Raw genomic sequence first — 18,317 nt, 5'->3', positions numbered from 1 at the left:
TTTTTTTAAAAGGGAACAGGGAATAGGGAGTAGGGATTAGGGAATCGGGAATCGGGAATCGGGAGTCGGGAATCGGGGTAAGAAAATTGACTGTACCTGATAATTATGACAACCGCTTTAATAGTATAGTCGTTGCAATTACCTATCTCCAAACTTCTCATAATTTCCTATCTTTCCCACACTCCCCACACTCCCCACACTCCCCACACTCCCCCTTCTCCCCACACTTCCCACACTTCCCACACTTCCCACACTCCCCTCTTGCCTCTTGCCTCTTGCCTCTTGCCTCTTGCCTTTAATCCCCTACTCCCTACTCCCTTTAATCTGACGCAGCCACATCCATCCTAGAACGGCTATTACCAGAGACACCCAACCGGTCAAGGGCTTTAGCAACAAAAATCCTCCAATTCCTAACATTGCTCCAAACATTAGCAATATCGATGCCAGCACCCGTTTTAGATCGTGTTCCAAATCCTGGATTGGGGCTAAACCGGTGCGAAGCTGCTGACGTTTCCAGCCAGGCCCTGCTGGACGCACCCGTCGATAAAATTCATCTAAGGTGGTATCAGATTCTGGTGGAGTGAGCAACATTACCACTACCCACAACACACCAGTAATTCCAGCTGTTACTAGCAGACGCCAACCAAAGTCAGGAATCTGAATAACTGGCACGACACTAGTACCAAACCCGACTACAAAACCAGCAACCATGGCGGTTAGTTCAGCAGCAGCATTAATCCGCCACCAGAACCAACGTAACATTAACACTAATCCCGGTCCAGTACCAATGGCAATTACTAATCGGAACACGGTGGCAACGTCTGTGGCAAAGAAGGCGGCAATTGCTCCTAAAACTGTGACCAGCACTGATGCGATCCGCCCCACTAAGACTAGTTCCGATTCTGTGGCTTGGGGATGAAAAAAGCGCAAATAGAGGTCATTAGTGAGATAGGAGGCTCCCCAGTTAATGGAGGTAGACACAGTACTCATAAATGCGGCGAGCAGGGAGGTTACCACTATCCCGAGCATGGCTGGTGGCAGAAAGTCTAGCATCAGTTTGGGATAGCCCAATTCCCGGTCTGCCAAATCTGGATAGATTACCATTGCGGCTAGGGCAACTAGGATCCACGGCCAGGTCCTGATTACATAGTGAAAGATATTGAATAGCCAAGCGGCTTTCTCGGCATCTGCTTCATTTTTGGATGCGGCCAGGCGCTGGACAAATTCACCACCGCCATCACTGCGACGCCATGCCCACCATTGCAGGAAGATATAGGCAGAGAATGTGCTAGCACTGATGCCAGCAGTTTCACTCCAACTAATCCCTCTGGAACCAACCGTGAGGGGAAAAAAGGCTAGTACATCCTGTTGGGTGACTTCCTGCACTTTTGGGACTAGTTGATGAATACCACCGACATGGTTAATGGCAACTACAGCAACTATGATTGCTCCGAGTAGGGCAAAAAAGAATTGGAAGAAATCCGTAGCAACTACGCCCCACAGTCCAGCAAAGCCAGCGTAGACTAAGACTAGAACACTTACTCCCAATACACTCCAGAGTTTTACACTACTGGCTTCGGGAGCGATACCAAGGCTTTGCCAAATTTCTAGAGCACCTACTACTTTGACCATGGCTAGCATGGCATAGCCAATGGCAATACAGTTGATTGGTACCGCAAACAGAAAGGCTTTGGTTCCCCGTAATAGGGCAGCTATCGAGCCACCATAACGGATTTCCGTGAGTTCGGCATCCGTAACAATTTCTGACCGTCGCCACATCCGGGCAAAGATGTAAATCATGATTAGATGGGATATGCCAAAACTCCACCATTCCCAGTTGCCCGCAATGCCTCGATTGCCAACTACCCCGGCAATGTAGAGGGGGGTATCTATGGAAAAAGTAGTGGCAGCCATACTGGTACCGGCTAACCACCACGGGAGCGATCGCCCCGAAACAAAGAAATCCACAAGACTGCCGGAAGCCTTGCGAGAGAGGTATAGTCCTAACCCTAAAGACAAGACTAAGTAGACTAGGACAATCAGCCAATCAACGAGTTGCATAAATTCCGGTTGCTGGTCACGGATTCAGCTATGATATCAGATGATTAATTTCATCCACACTCAACTCCGTATATTGAGCAATATCCTTCAGGGGTAACCCTGCTGCCTTCATCCGTTTAGCAACCTGCTGTTTTACCTTAAGTTTCCCTTGTTCTATAGCGGCCTGTTTTAGACCTTCAAGTCTACCTTGTTTGAAACCTTCCTGAATACAGGTTTCGACAACACTGTACATATCCCGGTAGACCTTCAGGCTATCATAGTACAGGGCTTGCTCTTTTGGTGAGAAATTGGCAATGTCGGCCACCTCAAACAGCTGGGCAAACACATCCCCTGGGAAGGATTCAGGGGAAGCCTTAAATTCACCGAGATGCTTCAATAAAAATAACCACTTGTCAAAATGAGTTTCTAATTGATCAACAGATTTAGTAAATTTCGGTAGTTCAATATAGATGGATATCAAATTATCGTAGAACAGTTCACAGTGGTGATTGTTTAGCTCTACTACATGCAACAGTTCTGAATCGTGCTTATGGTCATTAAAAATAAAATCCAGAATACCAACAGTGTAGACTGCCGTTAGCTGATCATGCCAATTTCCCTGTTGCGCCTGTTCTTGGATGGGAAACGTGGCATAGTAGACACTGGGATCTTTGGAAAAATTGTGGTCGGCTTTTTGGATTTCCACCATGAACCGTTCACCGGTTGTGCTCTGACAATAACTATCAAAAATGGATCTTCTGTTCACTAAGCTGTTGCCAAAGAATTCCGGAGTCTTAATGGTGACATCCTGAATCTGATGGTGGACAGGTAACAGAGTATTCAAGAAGTCGATTAACAGTGCTTTGTTGGACTCAGTGCCAAAGACCCGCTTAAAGCCGAAATCCGTAAGCAGGTGAATGTATTTATCTCGCCAGGGGAACACCATATTAATAGATAAAGGGTAAGCTATCAGCTCAGCTGTTCACCATTTAGATTAGGATACCTAAATTGCTAAGTTGAGTATCTGAACCTCGACCTTGAGCCTCTGAACCTATTGCCTCTTGCCTATTCCCTATTCCCTATTGCCTCTTCCTGGCATACCCATAACTTCTCTTTAGCTTTAGGATTCCTAACAAAGTAATCTTCCAGCAATTCACAGCCCCGATGCAGCAGCTCACCTAAACTTTCAACCTTCCAAATTCTGGCAGTGCCGTCGGATGAAGCAGTGGCCAGCCTCTGTCCATCCGCGCTGAAGGCTACACTTAATACCCAGTCCTGATGGCCTTTGAGCACGGCTAATTGATTCCCCTGTAAGTCCCAAATTCTGGCAGTGTTGTCGAATGAAGCAGTGGCCAGCCTCTGTCCATCCGGGCTGAAGGTTACACTATATACCAAGTCCTGATGGCCTTTGAGCACGGCTAATTGATTGCCCTTTTTGTCCCAAATTCTGGCAGTTTTGTCCTCTGAAGCAGCGGCCAGCCTCTGTCCATTGGGGCTGAATTTTACACTCCATACCCTGGACTGATGGCCTTTGAACAGGGCTAATTGATTGCCCTTTTTGTCCCAAATTCTGGCCGTGTTGTCGGATGAAGCCGTGGCCAGCCTCTGTCCATTGGGGTTGAATTTTACACTTGATACCCTGGACTGATGCCCTGTGAGCTTGGCTAATTGATTGCCCTGGTTGTCCCAAATTCTGGCAGTTTTGTCCTCTGAAGCAGTGGCCAGCCACTGTCCATCCCGGCTGAATTCTAAATCCGTTACCCTGGACTGATGCCCTGTGAGCTTGGCTAATTGATTGCCCTGGTTGTCCCAAATTCTGGCAGTTTTGTCCTCTGAAGCAGTGGCCAGCCTCTCTCCATCCCGGCTGAATTCTACACTTAATACCCTGGACTGATGCCCTGTGAGCACCGCTAGTTCGTTGCCCTTTTTGTCCCAAATTCTGGCAGTTTTGTCCTCTGAAGCAGTGGCCAGCCTCTCTCCATCCCGGCTGAAGGCTACACTCCATACCCTGGACTGATGCCCTTTGAGCACCGCTATTTCATTGCCCTTTTTGTCCCAAATTCTGGCCGTGTTGTCGGATGAAGCAGTGGCCAGCCACTGTCCATTGGGGCTGAAGGCTACACTATATACCGAGTCCTGATGCCCTTTGAGCACGGCTATTTCATTGCCCTGTAAATCCCAAATTCTGGTCGTGTTGTCATCTGAAGCAGTGGCCAGCCTCTGTCCATCCCGGCTGAATGCTACACTATATACCGAGTCCTGATGCCCTTTGAGCACGGCGATTTCATTGCCCTTTTTGTGCCAAATTCTGGCAGTTTTGTCCTCTGAAGCCGTGGCCAGCCTCTGTCCATCCGGGCTGAAGGCTACACTCGTTACCTCGTCCTGATGCCCTTTGAGTACGGCTAATTGATTGCCCTGGTTGTCCCAAATTCTGGCAGTTTTGTCCCATGAAGCAGTGGCCAGCTTCTTTCCATCCGGGCTGAAGGCTACACTATTTACCAAGTCCTGATGCCCGGTGAGTACGGCTAATGGATTGCCCTTGTTGTCCCAAATTCTGGCAGTGCCGTCGTATGAAGCAGTGGCCAGCCTCTGTCCAGAAGGGCTGAAGGCTACACTATATACCCAGGACTGATGCCCGGTGAGTAGAGCTAATTGATTGCCCTGGTTGTCCCAAATTCTGGCAGTGCCGTCATCTGAAGCAGTGGCCAGCTTCTTTCCATCCGGGCTGAAAGCTACACTATTTACCAAGTCCTGATGCCCGGTGAGTAGAGCTAATTCCTTGCCCTGGTTGTCCCAAATTCTTGCGGTGTTGTCATCTGAAGCCGTGGCCAGCTTCTTTCCATCCGGGCTGAAGGCTACACTATTTACCAAGGACTGATGCCCGGTGAGTAGAGCTAATTGATTGCCCTGTAACTCCCAAATTCTGGCAGTTTTGTCATCTGAAGCCGTGGCCAGCTTCTTTCCATCCGGGCTGAAGGCTACACTATTTACCAAGTCCTGATGCCCGGTGAGTTTAGCCCGTTCTCGGAATTGACTAATACTCTGCTGGAGGGCATTTATAGGACTGGTAGCAGGATATTGCTCCAGGCGGCGACCATCTTTAACGAGATTATCTAGCTCTTGCCCAGTTTCTACTGCCTTATACAAAAGCTTTTCCTGTTCTGTACCGGTGCCGTAATAAACATTATTTGGTAACTGTCCTAAAATATAACGCCCTTGCCGTTCTAGTCGTGTGCCTAATTGGGCTTCCTTTATTTCTTGTCTAGCTTTGATACCAGTCACCACCGCCACAATTGCCACAACTAAGGACAAACCCAGTACAATTCCCCCTCTGCGTATGGTTCGCTTAGCTTTCTGTTGAGCTTTGGCTAATATTTCACTAGCCTCTTTCTCAGCCGCTGCCAAAGCCTTTTGGACTTCTCGCTTATCTAAAACCTCACTAGCTCTTAAGAACTGGGAATCCAAATGGCTTAAGGCTTTTCCACTAGACCATTGTTCGGCCTGCTCTAATGCTTTCCCGCGCAACAGTCGAGAGTCATCGTTACGCCCAGAATCAACCCAAGCGGTAAACGCCTCAGCGTAGGGGCGCAGTCTGGCCAATTCTTTCTTGACCCAATCGGGTCCGAAAACCTCCCCATAAATCCGGTTATTAACCTTTAAACAGCCATGACACTCAACCACCAACCCCGATAGCCTTAATTCCGTTTGTTCTTCACTCCCATCAGCAGCTATACAACCGTGATCCCACACTTGCTGATACAAACCCAACAGCATACCAGCCCGTTGCTCATTTCTGAGAATGCGATCGCGTATAGTCTTCAAATGCTCCGGTTCATCCTGGGTTTCCCAATTTTCAATGATCTGGGTACGCACTATCTGTTCTACGGAAAGACTATTTCCCGATGCCCAGGTCTCGACCACCAAACGACACAACCGCTGAGTCAGAAAGGGTTGTCCCCCCGTCCAGTTTACTATCTCACCTAAAACCTGTTCAGGATTATCCACCTGGCCTACCAAACCCAGAACCAAAGGCTCTTTGGCTTCCTGAAAGGTAAACCCAGTTAACTGAATATCCCGACCAATATTAAAGGGGGTGCGCTGTTTATCCTGAATTAAATCTGCTGCAGTTGCCACCCCGAGCAAACAAAACCTTAGACGATTGTAGGCTGGATTTTCGGATCTTTGATTATAACACGCCCTAATTAAGGCAAATAAATCATCTTTAAACGTAACTTTAATAATACTATCAATTTCATCGAGAAAAATAACAATCGGTTGACTTATTTCTTCTAGGATAACCGACTCAATAAACTCATCTAACCACTGCACTGGTGATAATTGTTCACGCTCTTTTAACCAAGGGATTAGCTTGATTTTTTCCTTTAATTTAAAACTAGTAACCAGACTTCTCATCAAACTACCATACCACTGCTGGGAGGTTACTTGATTGCCAATCCTGGTCACATCAATAGAGGCACAAGCTACTCCCGCCTTTGTTAGCTTTTCCATGGTTCGTAGCCGCAAACTGGACTTACCCATCTGTCGGGAGTTCAGCACATAACAAAACTCCCCAGCCATCAATGCCTGATAAAGCTCGTGATCAGCTTTTCGGGTCACATAAGTGGGCTCATCTTGAGCTAAACTCCCCCCTACTTTGTAGATTGTTGATTGTTGATTGGTCATTTTTGGATAGGGAACAGGGAATAGGGAACAGGGAACAGTGTGGAGAGTGTGGGGCGGGGGCGCGGGGAGTGTGGGGCGGGGGCGCGGGGAGATGGGGGAGTAACGCAACCTACGCTACTCCTATTGCCTATTGCCTTCCCCTCCTGGGAGGGGTTAGGGGTGGGTTCCTCTTGCCTATTGCCTCTTCCCTACTCCCTACTCCCTACTCCCTACTCCCTAAAATGCGATCGCTAAAATACTGACGATACAAATTACATCTCAAACTACAATCATTCCCATGGCGTTGAACCAGTCCCATACTTTCCAACTTGCGAGTTATATTAGCATCTAGGCGCACCGGCTTGGCTGTACTAACTAATAGTTTAACAGCGTCCAGCAATTGGGGATGCTCTTGAATACTAGTTAAGAGTGAGAGCAGATGACTGCGATAAATTCCTGCTTCTGTGGGGGCTAAATCCAAAAATTTATCCAGGGTATTTTCTACTGCTTGGTGATTATTCATATGATAAAAAGCTTGGGACAATAAATAGGGATGTCCCCCAACCATTGCCATCAGCTTGGTTATTGAATCCACAGATAAGGTCAACCCATAACTCTCGGCAAACTCGTTAACCTGCTGAGCATTAAACTCTAGTAACTCTATAGGTACTCCCACATTAAACGGCGACTTATTGATATCTAAATCAATATAAATTTCCGTGGCATGACCCACCACCAAGCGCAGTTTTTCCCAACTATCCTCAAACTTACCACTCTCATGCCAACTACGGAGCAAGGGCAGAAATCCTTCCGCAATCTCTTGATGCTGAAACACTCGATCAAGGTCATCCAAGCACAACACTAATGGACTTTCTAAAGAGTCTAACAAATACTCTTCAAAGTAGGCCGTGCAGTTGTCTACACTGGTAAAAAAACTATCATCCCAATAGGTCTGCAACTGATTGGCCAATTTCAGTTTGTTACCAACTTGTCCACAAAACGACTTTAAAAATATATCTAAATTAGTGAAATCTAGCCCATTCATGTTTAAGTAAACCCTGCCATAAACCTGTTTTTCGTCATGGGCGATAATCTTATGAATCAGTAAGGTTTTGCCCATCAGTTTCGGCGCTTTAATCCGAATTAACGCTGCTGGTTTAACAATTTCCTGATAACAACGAGCTTCCATGGGTGGGCGCTCAATATAAATCTCTTGATCAGCTCTAGGTCGAGACGATGACAACCCGCACTCTTTTAATACTTGTTCAGCCACTAATTCCGGCTTATAGGTATTAACGATTTCAACTAAGTCACAACGACTCTTACAACCGTTAGCTTCAATATCAAAGTCTTGATAGATTTGTTGAATATGCTTTCTTACACTAGAGTCATGAGTGGCATCTAGCACTTTGTATTGGATTTCTTTATCTTTCTTGCCGCCCACCACCGCCTCCAACACTTGTCGCCTTTTCCAAGGCATGGTCTTGAATTTTTCCTGGAAGGCTTCTTTACTAATCATAGGCGATCGCTGCTTGTGCCCTAGGTAGTCCTATAGTTAGTTTAAAGTATTGTTGATGATTTCATCAAGATAGAGACAATAATTTCACGAAGTTTTTTTTAGCAGTGAAAAAATAATCACCGAGATTTTCTTGGAGTTTCACTAATGTGAAGATGTGAAGAGCCGTGAACTAACGTGAAGTTTGTTCGTAAGCATTCAGCTATCAGCTATCAGCTATCAGCTATCAGTTTATGCGCTACGGGCACGCTACGCGAACAGCCAAAGGCCAACGGCTGACCGCTGACCGCTGACTGCTGACGGCTGATAGCTTACCAAAAAAAATTCGGTCAAGTTTTGGTTAAGCAATTCTTGACCGAATTCTAATATATAAGCCATTACAAGTATTGCTGAGCTAATCAGCTGATCAGCTATCAGCTGATTAGCAATCAGTTATCAGCTATCAGCTATTAGCCATTCGCGTAGCGTGGCCAAAGGCCAAGGCTGACGGCTGACCGCTGACGGCTGACGGCTGACCGCTGATCACTGACCGCTGACTGCTGAATGCTTAAGTCAGCAACTGATCCAAAACAACAACATTCCAACTTCTAACTCAGTAAACTAACCTCCACAAAACAAGTTTCACTTATGGTCGCCAGGGCGTCAAAACCCTGTCTTGATGCAGTCGCTCATGGGGGAAACCCCCAAGACCGCGCTGCATCGCTGGCAAATTACTATCCTAGTCTACATAAAAATAGCGAATCAAGCTGCTCATAACCTCACCGGGCTTCCCCGTAGGCTCGGGAGTGCTCCACTCATCGGGGTAGGCGTACTTAAGGCCATAAATGGCAAGAATTGTCTTCCGAACTTGTTCAGGAGAACCAACCAATAAGTGCTTGACTTTCTTACGTTTGCGACCAGGGTTTTCTGGGGTGTTATTGTCATTGGAGTTAGGCGGAATGTTGTTGGTCATGAATCGTGACTCGTGTAAATTGATTATATTATTAATATATTTATAAATTAATCATTTGTCAAGGTATTTAGAGATTTTTTTTTATTACGAAATATGGAGATTGTGGAGAGTGAAATAAATCGTATAATCGTAGGGTGGGCAGTGCTTGATAGCAATTTCAAAGCTTGTAGTAGCTTTAATTGGCACTGCCCACCAGCAGAAAATAAATTGTAAAATATAGTAAAATGAATCGTAAGTTAAAATGAATCGTAGGGTGGGCAGTGTTCCTATATTTTTTTTTAGCTTGTAGTCAGTAAAATGAATCGTAGGGTGGGCAGTGCTTGATAGCAATTTCAAAGCTTGTAGCAGGTTAAATCGGCACTGCCCACCAGCAGAAAATAAATTATAAAATAGTAGTTGTATAAATTTTTGCTAAAATGAATCGTAAGGTGGGCAGTAATCATACCAATTTAAAAGCTTACCATCGGGATTATACTTACTGCCCACCCTACATCAACTACTCTGCCCACCAACAGAAAATTAATTGTAAAATAGAGTAAAATGAATCCTAGGGTGGGCAGTAATCATACTAATTCCAAAGCTTACCATCGGGATTATACTTACTGCCCACCCTACATCAACTTCTCTGCCCACCAACAGAAAATTAATTGTAAGATAGAGTAAAATCAATCGTAAGGTGGGCAGTAATCATACTAATTCCAAAGCTTACCATCGGGATTATACTTACTGCCCACCCTACATCAACTACTACCTATTCCCTAGTTTCACGATTTTTTAGAAAGCAGTGAACAACTAATCACGGAGATATTTTTTGATATTCACCAATAGTAAAAATCGTGAACTAAGTGAACTTTGAAATCACAAATTACTAATATTAATTTATTGAGCCTATAGTTGGAGATAAGAGGGTTACTCAACTAAAGGCTGAATAAATCATGTCTAAATCAAACAAAGAATCTGACCCAGAAACCACCTACTTTAACGAGCGCATTCGTCAAGCCAAGCTTGCCTTTAACTTGCTTGTCGGGGCTACAATTATAAGCGGGATTGTGGGTCTAATCGGGGCAGGATTATTAATGTCCAACAAGCTATCTGATGGAATAGTTACTACCAGTGTGGGATTAGCATCAAGTATGCGTTTTGTTAAGCTAGCTAAGGATGCTAATGACCGGCTAGATGAAGCGATTAGAGAGGCAGAAGAGGAAGATGATAATGAAGAGTCGTAGAGACTAATTATAGCCCAGGGAATAGGAAACTCTGTTCCCTATTCCGGACAACTGTTGGGAAGTCTAATGTATCGCTGCTGGTGTTAGATGCTGCTCATATCCCCGCCAGACACCAACTAATACTCCTTGAACCTGAACATGTTTTGCCATCACTTCTATGGGGTGGTACTTAGCATTAGAGGGTTTGAGAGTAACTTTGTGACCCTTACGATAGAAACGTTTCAAGGTTGTACCATGTCCATCCACCCGTGCCGCGACAATTAAACCATTCTTGATGTCATCGGGATCAGGCACTGGTCGCATAATCACCACATCCCCTTCTGCAATTAAGTCTTCGATCATGCTGTCTCCAGTAACCCGCAGAGCAAAGTTACCTGGTTGGTGGAAGAAGCCAGATATATTCAACTCCTCAACTGTGTCGGTGAAGGGTTCCACTAGGCCCCCGGCTGCGATCGCTCCTAAGACAGGAACTCCCAAATTAGAATGCCGCAGCAGCCTAATCGTCCGGGCTTTTCCTTCCGTCCAATCAATATATCCCTTACTACGCAAATGTTCCAGCCTACTCTGAATCGGTGCTGGTGAGCGCAAGTTCATTGCTCTCATCATTTGCCGGATCGAAGGGGCATGGTGTGACACCCGAATATAATTAACCAGCCAATCGTAGAGTTCTTGTTGAGCAGATGTGAGGTTTTCCATAAGACTCTTGACAAAAAATGGTCGTTCTTAGTGATTGCTCTATAGAACATTGGTACTATCAACTATTGTCATTTGTCCAGAGTATTGTTCGGTTTTGGAGGGTGGTAAGTGTGTTAAGTGTGGGGAGATGGGGAGAAACCGGAGATGGGGAGAAACCGGAGATGGGGAGAAACCGAAGATGGGGAGAAACCGGAGATGGGGAGTCATAGCATTTTTCCTAGCTATGAAGTAAACAGGATTTTTTCCCGATTCCCGATTCCCGATTCCCGATTCCCGATTCCCGTTCCCCTCCTGGGAGGGGTTAGGGGTGGGTTCCGACTCCCGACTCCCGACTCCCTACTCCCGATTCCCGATTCCCTACTCCCGATTCCCTATTCCCTATTCCCTTACCATTCACTCAACCCCTAAAAGACTGACCAGTAAAGCTTTTTGAGCATGTAAACGGTTTTCGGCCTGGTCCCAAACACGCGATCGCGAGCCTTCGATTACCTGGTTTGTAATTTCTTCTCCCCGGTGAGCGGGTAAACAGTGGAGTACAATTGCTGATGGGTCGGCATGGTCTAACAACTGTTGATTAACTTGATAAGGCTCAAAAATTGGAATTCGCTCCTCAGCTGAAGCTTCCTGACCCATACTTGCCCAAACATCAGTATAAATTACTTGAGATTCCTTGGCAGCAGCTATTGGGTCATTGGTAACCATTACTTCTGTGCGGCTAGCTGCGGTTTTCAGGGCAAGCTCACAAATAGCACTATCAGGTTGATAAGCTGGTGGTGTGGCGACTCTGACATTCATTCCCATTAGAGCGCAGCCCAACATTAGTGAATGAGCGACATTATTACCGTCGCCAACATAAGTCAATGTCAAACCAGCCAGTGTTCCAAAGCATTCCTGAATCGTTAACAAATCGGCTAAAATCTGACAGGGATGCTCCCAATCAGTCAAAGCATTAATAATTGGAATCTTGGCATATTCAGCAAAGGTTTCCAACTGTTTTTGCTCAAAGGTACGAATTGCTAGAATATCCAAATACCGATCTAACACTCGCGCTGTATCTACTACCGGTTCTCCACGACCAACTTGGGTGACATTGGGATTTAAGTCAATCACCTGACCGCCTAGTTGGTACATAGCTACGGAAAAACTAACCCGTGTTCGTGTGGAAGCCTTATAAAACAATAATCCCAAAACCTTATTGCACCTAGGATTCCACTGACCTTTTTTTAACTTAGTGGCTTTATCCAATAGTTCCTGAATGTCACTAGCACTGAGGTCTGTGAAGCCTAGAAAATCGCGTCCTTTTAACGTATTCATGTTCTGTATTCAATGAGTAAACTAGTTTCCCATAGCCACAGTTATACACACAATTGCCCAGAAAACAAAGTGTACTATTTACCTGGAATGAGCACCTTATAGCTCCCCAGTTTTTGTTAAGATGCACCATCTTAAGACGCTATCATATTTATCTTAAAAAATCATAGCCATTCTCCCAAAAAAGACTAAAAAACTAGTTAGTCTTTTCTAGGAAAACAACCTTGAATCTTGGCTAGAGTTATTCACTCTACCACAAAATTTCGCTATAACATAATCCCAGTCTATTTAATCTAGCCCTAAATGTCATCAAAAATTGACAAATCCTTATTAAATAATACAAATGTCTGGCCCGATTCAGCACTAGGGAGTGGGGAGTCGGGAGTGGGGAGTCGGGAACAGGTAGTAGCGCTATAGTATTTACATTTGAGATGTGAACAAATAATGAAATGCGTTAGGGAACACAAAACTCCGGATACATAACAATATTAGGTAATACAGCGTTTTTTGTATTAGAAAAAATGACAATCTAGTTTTACAAATCATTTGGAAACCCTATATGTTCAGATTCGCAAAAGGTAAACCACAAACTAGACTAAGATGGCTGCTGCTGAATCTAGGATTGTTGGTCACCCCAGTGATGATTTATGCACCAGTTGAGGCAGCAGAGAAAATCTATATTTCCTATGGTCCAATCGAGTTTTCTCTACCGATCGCAGCTCTAGAAGTTTATGCGACAGTTGGCAAAGTTGAGCCATCCTTAGCTTTCTATGCGGGGTATGTAAAGCCGGAAGAATTCAAACAACTGCGGGAGGTCTTAATCACTCCCATTGATGTCACACCAGTAGCGATCGCTCAATTCCTCTACTCACCTCAAGGGGAAATAATTCTACAACGGGTAGGTGAAGTCATACAAACCAAAGCTCGTCAACCCGGTTTCTATGCCATTCGAGCTGCTTTAATCAAAGCCGCTTTTAAGCCAGAAGGGTTGACGATTTTGAATGTGTTGCAGGAATTTCCGACTTACGGCATTCGGATTAACTCACAACGGGGTTTTGAAATTATTGATGACTTATCGAAGCTGATTCAGCAAACCCAGATCGCCATTGCAGCAGTGGAACAGGCATCAGAGCAGGAAGCCGCAGCCCAGACAGAGCGAGGTTTATCCGATTTTTCCCTAGACTTACGGCAACCCGGTTCAGTCAACTATGCCAAGCAAACCATTACCTTCGATCACCTCAGCCGTCGCCGAGAGTTTCCCGTTGACTTGTATTTGCCAGAGTCCCCAAGGGAAGGGTTAGCACCAGTGATTGTTATTTCCCACGGACTGGGTTCAGAACGGAAGACATTTGAGTACTTAGCCCGTCACCTGGCATCCCATGGATTTGCTGTGGCTGTACCGGAACATCCAGGCAGTAATGCGGATCAAATACAGGCTTTGTTAACTGGTCTTGCCAAAGAGGCAGCTCCACCATCAGAATTTATTAACCGTCCTGTGGATATTAAGTTGTTACTGGATGAACTAGAAAGTTCCTTTAAAGGGCAGTTAAATTTGCAACAGGTGGGAGTATTAGGTCAGTCCTTTGGGGGTTACACATCCTTAGCTCTTGCTGGAGCCGAGATCAATTTTGAGCAATTGCAAAAGGATTGCGCTCCTTTAAATCAGGATACCTTGAATATATCCCTACTACTTCAGTGTCGTGCCTTTGACTTGCCACCACAGGACTATCAGTTATCGGATCAACGGATTAAAGGTGCGATCGCAATTAATCCAATTACTAGCACAGTCTTAGGAAAATCCCAACTTAGCGAAATTCAAGTGCCGCTGATGGTAGTCGCTGGTAGTGGTGATACCATAGCGCCAGCGTTACCAGAACAGATTCAACCCTTTACTTGGCTGACAACTCTACAGAAGTATCTAGTATTGCTCAAGAGAGGAACCCACTTTTCCACCCTCGCCCCATCAGAAGATGATGTCCCCTTACCTGAGGCAGTGGTTGGTCCTGACCCAACTATTGCTCAGGAGTATATGAAGGCATTGAGTTTAGCATTTTTCCAAACCTATATTGCTGGTAAATCAGAGTACCAAGCTTATCTGAGTGCTGCCTATGCTCAATCCCTTAGTCAAGAGCTGATGCCCTTGAGTTTGCTGACAATTCTCGATCCTCTGGTACGGGAAAAAGCGGGGTTGTAAGGTAAGAATTTAGCGGTCAGCGGTCAGCGGTCAGTGGTCAGTGGTCAGTGGTCAGTGGTCAGCTTATTTGATTCAAAAGCTGTTCGATGTAGCCTGCCCTATAGGCATAAGCTAATAGCACCTCAAGTAGCACCATCTGTAGCGCTTAAGCTGGTAGCACCTCAAGTAGCGTGTGCGTAGCACATAAGCTGATAGCTTACTCAATTATTGATTTACAGCCCCACCTTTTGGACTATTTTCCGCTGAGGTCGCAGTCACAGGAGGGTTAGACTGATCAAAATTAGCCAAGTCTTGAAAAGCGTTGGCTAAAACCACTAGGGCTTGTTGGCGGTGCTTAACGCTTTCTTGTACTCCTTGGACTTGTTTTTCTAGTGCTGAAAGTTTTTTTTGGTTAGCTTCTAAGTCAGTTGCCAGATTCGATGGCACTTGGTTTTTAAGTTCAGATAGCTGACGTTCTAGCTGTTGAACTTGTTTTGCTATAGCAATTCTATCTCCCATGAGGTACAAAGGTATCCCCCGTTGGTCCCCCTTTTTAAGGGGGACTTTGAGGTTTATAACTGTACCTCATAAATTCAATCAACGCTATAGTTCTAATTCTCCCTGAGCCTCTTTCAATGACGTAATTTCTGTAGTTAGCTGCTTGAGCTGGGTATAAAAGAAATATCCTGTCCATGCTCCTGCTGCTCCCACCATCAAGATTAAAATCATCCAAATAGCGGTGAAGCGACCCATTTTTTTCTGTAGCTGCTTTGTTTCTTGCTCATGTTTCTTCTTATCGGACATGGCAGTCATTTGAAATTCCACCAATGCTTCAGCGACTTCTTCGATATGTTGCTGTTGGAGATTAGCAAGAGGATTGGCTGGGGTAACAACAGGAAGGGCTGTGTTGGGAAGGGCTTTGTTGTCTATAAAAAAATCGTTGATCGTGCTTTTTTCACTTAGATGATTGTTGTTAGACATGGCCTTGATTAGAAACTGTTTAGTGTTGAGGGTTGATAGCAAAGAGAACAGTGATTAGTTAGTAGGTAGTAGATAGTAGGTAATTTATGATCAACAATGGGCAAAATTAATTGAGTAATACTCTAGTGTTTAGTGTTTAGTGTTTAGTGTTAACCATCAATAATTAATAAAAAAAATACCATTTTAATTGAGTGGTTTTCCAGGAATTTACTGGTGCAAATTGCTGCTGCAACTGCTTGTAAGTCATAGCACCAAGGGGACTGATGGCAGCAATACTACCTCCTAGGATCACAATACTTAAAACCAGCAAGATTTGGAGCCGTTTCACTGAGGCTTCTAGGGCTTGCACCTCCTGTTGCAGCCCATTGATAACTCTAAGTGCTCTGAGGTCAGACCATATACTATCTTCTTGAAGAAATTCGCAATCGCTATTGTTGTCAGTCGTAATCATTGTTTGAATACTCCTTCAATAAAGGTTTCTTGCTACCTTCTAAGTGATTACTGAGTAAGCATTCAGCCGTTGGCCTACGGCCAACGGCTGAGAGCTGAGGGCTGAGAGCTGAGGGCTGAGAGCTGAGGGCTGAGAGCTGAGGGCTGAGAGCTGAGGGCTGAGAGCTGAGGGCTGAGAGCTGAGGGCTGAGAGCTGTTCGCCTAGGGTGCGTGGCACAGGCTTCTAGCCTGTGAAGTAGCGCATATGCTTACATTACTGATCAGCGATCATTAACACAGAGATGATGTTCTGCAGAGAGCTCTGTTTTTCTTTTCTCTCGGATGCAGCGGTTTCTGCTGGTGTTTGGGGTGCAGTTGCTTCTGGTGAACTCGGAGTAGGTTTAGACTGAGAGTTTTCATTACCATCAGTAGCTAGAGATAACAAAGATGCGATCGCTAAAATACTTAGCACCATTGCAAATTGTCTAGTTACCAGTATTGCAACTTGTCTCATGGTATTTTTCTCCTTGAGTTGTATAGACAAAACACGTTGCTCAAATGAGTTAGTGCTTAAGAGCTGTTTCGGCAGATTCTGGTTCAGAACTAGCTTTGAGTGTCTTGTCTTTCTGAGCAGCGTCTGTAGTAGTAGGGGAGTCAGCACTCGGCAACTTTGTCTTTACTTGAACTAGTTTTTCCTTAGCCTGGTCAGTCAGCTGTTTAGTAGTTTGTTGTGCTTGACCAGCAACCTCAGAAAACTTATTTTGCCTATTCTCCGCTACTTTTTTAGTAGTTTCTTGCACTTGAGTGGTGACATCAGAAAGCTTCTGTTGAGCATTACCAGTCACCTGTTTAGCAGTCTGTTGCACTTGAGTAGCAATCTCATAAAACTTCTCTTGGGCATTGCCCGCTACTTTTTTATTGGTCTGTTGTGCTTGACCAGCGACCTCAGAGAGCTTCTGTTGAGCATTACCAGTTAGCTGCTTAGTGGTCTGTTGTGCTTGACCAGCAACTTCAGAGAACTTATTTTGGCTATTCTCCGCTACTTTTTTAGTAGTTTCTTGCACTTGAGTGGTGACATCAGAAAACTTCTCTTGAACATTACCAGTCACCTGTTTAGTAGTCTGTTGCACTTGACCAGCAACCTCAGAAAACTTATTTTGGCTATTCTCCGCTACTTTTTTAGTAGTCTGTTGTACTTGACCAGCAACCTCAGAAAACTTATTTTGGCTATTCTCCGCTACTTTTTTAGTAGTTTCTTGCACTTGAGTGGTGACCTCAGAGAACTTATCTTGAGCATTACCAGTTAGCTCTTTAGTGGTCTGTTGCACTTGACCAGCGACATCAGAGAGCTTCTCTTGGGCATTCCCCGCTACTGTTTTAGCATTTTCTTGGACTTGAGTCGCTAGCCCCTGAGCCCCTTCCATCAGCCCCGCCATATCTTCCTTGGTTTTGGCGTAGTCATCTTTCAAGGATTCAGCCGCCTGAGCAACTTTTTGGTTGATGCCATCGGTATACTGCTCAGCGTTTTGCACCATCGCCTCGATCGCCATCACTCGTTTACCCCCCACACTAGCGATGGCGACAGGGGGAAGTCGGTAGGTGCCATCAGTGACACCACGCCAGCCCTTGGAGCCAAAGATATACTCAACTACCTTTCCAGTTTGGGGGTCGAATCTATAGTCCACCAAAGTACCTGCCTGATTCCCTCCGTCCGTCCACAACTGATGTCCCACAATCGATTCCACTGATGGGGGTTTTTTCGCTGCGGTTTCCGAGTCAAGGTAAACTAGAATGCTGTCGGAGCCAATCGCCTCAATTTCTGCCCAAGTAAATGACCGTTTTTTGCGACCCAGCAGTCCTGACTTGCAAACCAAACCCAAAACTTTATGAGCCATTGGGTCGAGCCACAGCTCAGCTACCCGACCAATTTCTTCAGTGTTTTGGCGATTCAGTACTATCCGGTTGATTACATCACTGTGCTTAATGGCAGTTTCTGATTGTGTGTTCATCAACGTTCTCCTTAGTTTTAAATCAGAGTTTTTAGAGCAAATCTGGTAGCATCGGAGTTGTTAACAACTGGCATTTGCCTCAATTGACTCTTTCGATCTCCTCCTCCCCTCTATAGTCACGACATTAGGCATCAGCTGGTTGTTTAGGCCGAAACAGAGTATTTACTTAGAAATTCGGCTCCTTTGATTAAGCTCTGATGAAAGATTAATCAAACTTTGTGAACAAACTGTGAGGATGCTAGTGGCCTTGGGCGCTAAAAAAGCTTTTGAATGACGGATATCAAAGCAACAACAGAATTCTTCTGTAAGCAGAAAATTGTCA

Annotated in this window: 20 protein-coding genes; 4 read left to right on the top strand and 16 right to left on the bottom strand. The window is 45.1% G+C overall.

From position 1 onward, the window contains the following. Positions 1-5: 5 nt before the first annotated feature. From F6K64_RS19660 to F6K64_RS19645, 4 genes are all read right to left on the bottom strand, one after another. Positions 6-161, bottom strand: a complete 156-nt coding sequence (locus F6K64_RS19660) for a hypothetical protein (protein WP_287266109.1) — start codon at positions 159-161, stop codon at positions 6-8. 142 nt (positions 162-303) lie between these two features. Beyond that, the gene (locus tag F6K64_RS19655; RefSeq protein WP_287266107.1) at positions 304-2,061 is read right to left on the bottom strand and encodes a sodium:solute symporter family protein; all 1,758 of its coding nucleotides are present in this window, start codon (positions 2,059-2,061) and stop codon (positions 304-306) included. A 28-nt stretch (positions 2,062-2,089) separates the two neighbouring features. Next, a complete protein-coding gene (locus tag F6K64_RS19650; RefSeq protein ID WP_287266105.1) occupies positions 2,090-2,986 on the bottom strand; it encodes an Rpn family recombination-promoting nuclease/putative transposase in 897 nt (298 codons plus the stop codon). A gap of 119 nt (positions 2,987-3,105) precedes the next feature. Beyond that, complete coding sequence (locus tag F6K64_RS19645) at positions 3,106-6,723, bottom strand: AAA-like domain-containing protein (protein WP_287266102.1); 3,618 nt, start codon at positions 6,721-6,723, stop codon at positions 3,106-3,108. Positions 6,724-6,762: 39 nt separating this feature from the next. Between F6K64_RS19645 and F6K64_RS19640 the strand changes: the two genes are divergently transcribed. Continuing rightward, on the top strand, positions 6,763-6,957 hold the full coding sequence (locus tag F6K64_RS19640; RefSeq protein ID WP_287266100.1) for a hypothetical protein: 195 nt from the start codon (positions 6,763-6,765) through the stop codon (positions 6,955-6,957). Here F6K64_RS19640 and F6K64_RS19635 read toward each other — a convergent pair. The 4 genes from F6K64_RS19635 to F6K64_RS19620 all read right to left on the bottom strand — a co-directional run bounded on the left by F6K64_RS19635 (position 6,926) and on the right by F6K64_RS19620 (position 9,170). Further along, on the bottom strand, positions 6,926-8,221 hold the full coding sequence (locus F6K64_RS19635; RefSeq protein ID WP_287266093.1) for an AAA-like domain-containing protein: 1,296 nt from the start codon (positions 8,219-8,221) through the stop codon (positions 6,926-6,928). The two genes, F6K64_RS19640 and F6K64_RS19635, sit on opposite strands and share 32 nt — an antisense overlap. 246 nt (positions 8,222-8,467) lie before the next feature. Beyond that, positions 8,468-8,596: a hypothetical protein gene (locus tag F6K64_RS19630; protein ID WP_008190170.1), complete on the bottom strand. Its 129-nt coding sequence runs from the start codon at positions 8,594-8,596 to the stop codon at positions 8,468-8,470. Positions 8,597-8,667: 71 nt separating this feature from the next. Further along, the gene (locus tag F6K64_RS19625; RefSeq protein WP_287266091.1) at positions 8,668-8,802 is read right to left on the bottom strand and encodes a hypothetical protein; all 135 of its coding nucleotides are present in this window, start codon (positions 8,800-8,802) and stop codon (positions 8,668-8,670) included. A gap of 134 nt (positions 8,803-8,936) precedes the next feature. Then, complete coding sequence (locus tag F6K64_RS19620) at positions 8,937-9,170, bottom strand: hypothetical protein (RefSeq protein WP_287266089.1); 234 nt, start codon at positions 9,168-9,170, stop codon at positions 8,937-8,939. 935 nt (positions 9,171-10,105) lie between these two features. Between F6K64_RS19620 and F6K64_RS19615 the strand changes: the two genes are divergently transcribed. Continuing rightward, complete coding sequence (locus F6K64_RS19615) at positions 10,106-10,396, top strand: TRADD-N-associated membrane domain-containing protein (protein ID WP_008190174.1); 291 nt, start codon at positions 10,106-10,108, stop codon at positions 10,394-10,396. A gap of 63 nt (positions 10,397-10,459) precedes the next feature. On the opposite strand, the gene lexA is transcribed toward F6K64_RS19615, so the two are convergent. Further along, positions 10,460-11,092 carry a transcriptional repressor LexA gene (gene lexA / locus F6K64_RS19610; protein ID WP_287266088.1) on the bottom strand — a complete coding sequence of 211 codons (633 nt, stop codon included), beginning with the start codon at positions 11,090-11,092 and terminating at the stop codon, positions 10,460-10,462. Between the two features lie 144 nt (positions 11,093-11,236). Here lexA and F6K64_RS19605 point away from each other — a divergent pair, with 144 nt between their 5' ends. Next, positions 11,237-11,500, top strand: coding sequence for a hypothetical protein (locus F6K64_RS19605; protein ID WP_154659959.1), 264 nt, complete (start codon positions 11,237-11,239; stop codon positions 11,498-11,500). Here F6K64_RS19605 and argF read toward each other — a convergent pair. Further along, entirely contained in the window at positions 11,486-12,406 is a 921-nt protein-coding gene (gene argF / locus F6K64_RS19600) for an ornithine carbamoyltransferase (protein ID WP_008190182.1), read from the bottom strand. The two genes, F6K64_RS19605 and argF, sit on opposite strands and share 15 nt — an antisense overlap. A 556-nt stretch (positions 12,407-12,962) precedes the next feature. Here argF and F6K64_RS19595 point away from each other — a divergent pair. Beyond that, complete coding sequence (locus F6K64_RS19595) at positions 12,963-14,597, top strand: alpha/beta hydrolase (protein WP_008190184.1); 1,635 nt, start codon at positions 12,963-12,965, stop codon at positions 14,595-14,597. A 204-nt stretch (positions 14,598-14,801) separates the two neighbouring features. Here F6K64_RS19595 and F6K64_RS19590 read toward each other — a convergent pair whose 3' ends face one another. The 6 genes from F6K64_RS19590 to F6K64_RS19565 form a co-directional block, all read right to left on the bottom strand. Further along, positions 14,802-15,095, bottom strand: coding sequence for a TroA family protein (locus tag F6K64_RS19590; protein ID WP_008190185.1), 294 nt, complete (start codon positions 15,093-15,095; stop codon positions 14,802-14,804). A gap of 84 nt (positions 15,096-15,179) precedes the next feature. Then, positions 15,180-15,557 carry a hypothetical protein gene (locus tag F6K64_RS19585; protein WP_008190188.1) on the bottom strand — a complete coding sequence of 126 codons (378 nt, stop codon included), beginning with the start codon at positions 15,555-15,557 and terminating at the stop codon, positions 15,180-15,182. A 163-nt stretch (positions 15,558-15,720) separates the two neighbouring features. Then, on the bottom strand, positions 15,721-16,008 hold the full coding sequence (locus F6K64_RS19580; protein ID WP_287266084.1) for a hypothetical protein: 288 nt from the start codon (positions 16,006-16,008) through the stop codon (positions 15,721-15,723). 39 nt (positions 16,009-16,047) lie between these two features. Continuing rightward, entirely contained in the window at positions 16,048-16,224 is a 177-nt protein-coding gene (locus F6K64_RS19575) for a hypothetical protein (RefSeq protein WP_287266082.1), read from the bottom strand. 36 nt (positions 16,225-16,260) lie between these two features. Next, entirely contained in the window at positions 16,261-16,500 is a 240-nt protein-coding gene (locus tag F6K64_RS19570) for a hypothetical protein (protein WP_008190191.1), read from the bottom strand. Between the two features lie 49 nt (positions 16,501-16,549). Continuing rightward, positions 16,550-17,995 carry a PRC-barrel domain-containing protein gene (locus F6K64_RS19565; protein WP_287266078.1) on the bottom strand — a complete coding sequence of 482 codons (1,446 nt, stop codon included), beginning with the start codon at positions 17,993-17,995 and terminating at the stop codon, positions 16,550-16,552. Positions 17,996-18,317: the final 322 nt, after the last annotated feature.

It is taken from the genome of Moorena sp. SIO3A2 (genome assembly GCF_010672265.1).
In the GTDB taxonomy this organism is placed as follows: Bacteria; Cyanobacteriota; Cyanobacteriia; order Cyanobacteriales; family Coleofasciculaceae; genus Moorena; species Moorena producens.
This window is presented reverse-complemented; position numbering and strand designations above follow the sequence as displayed.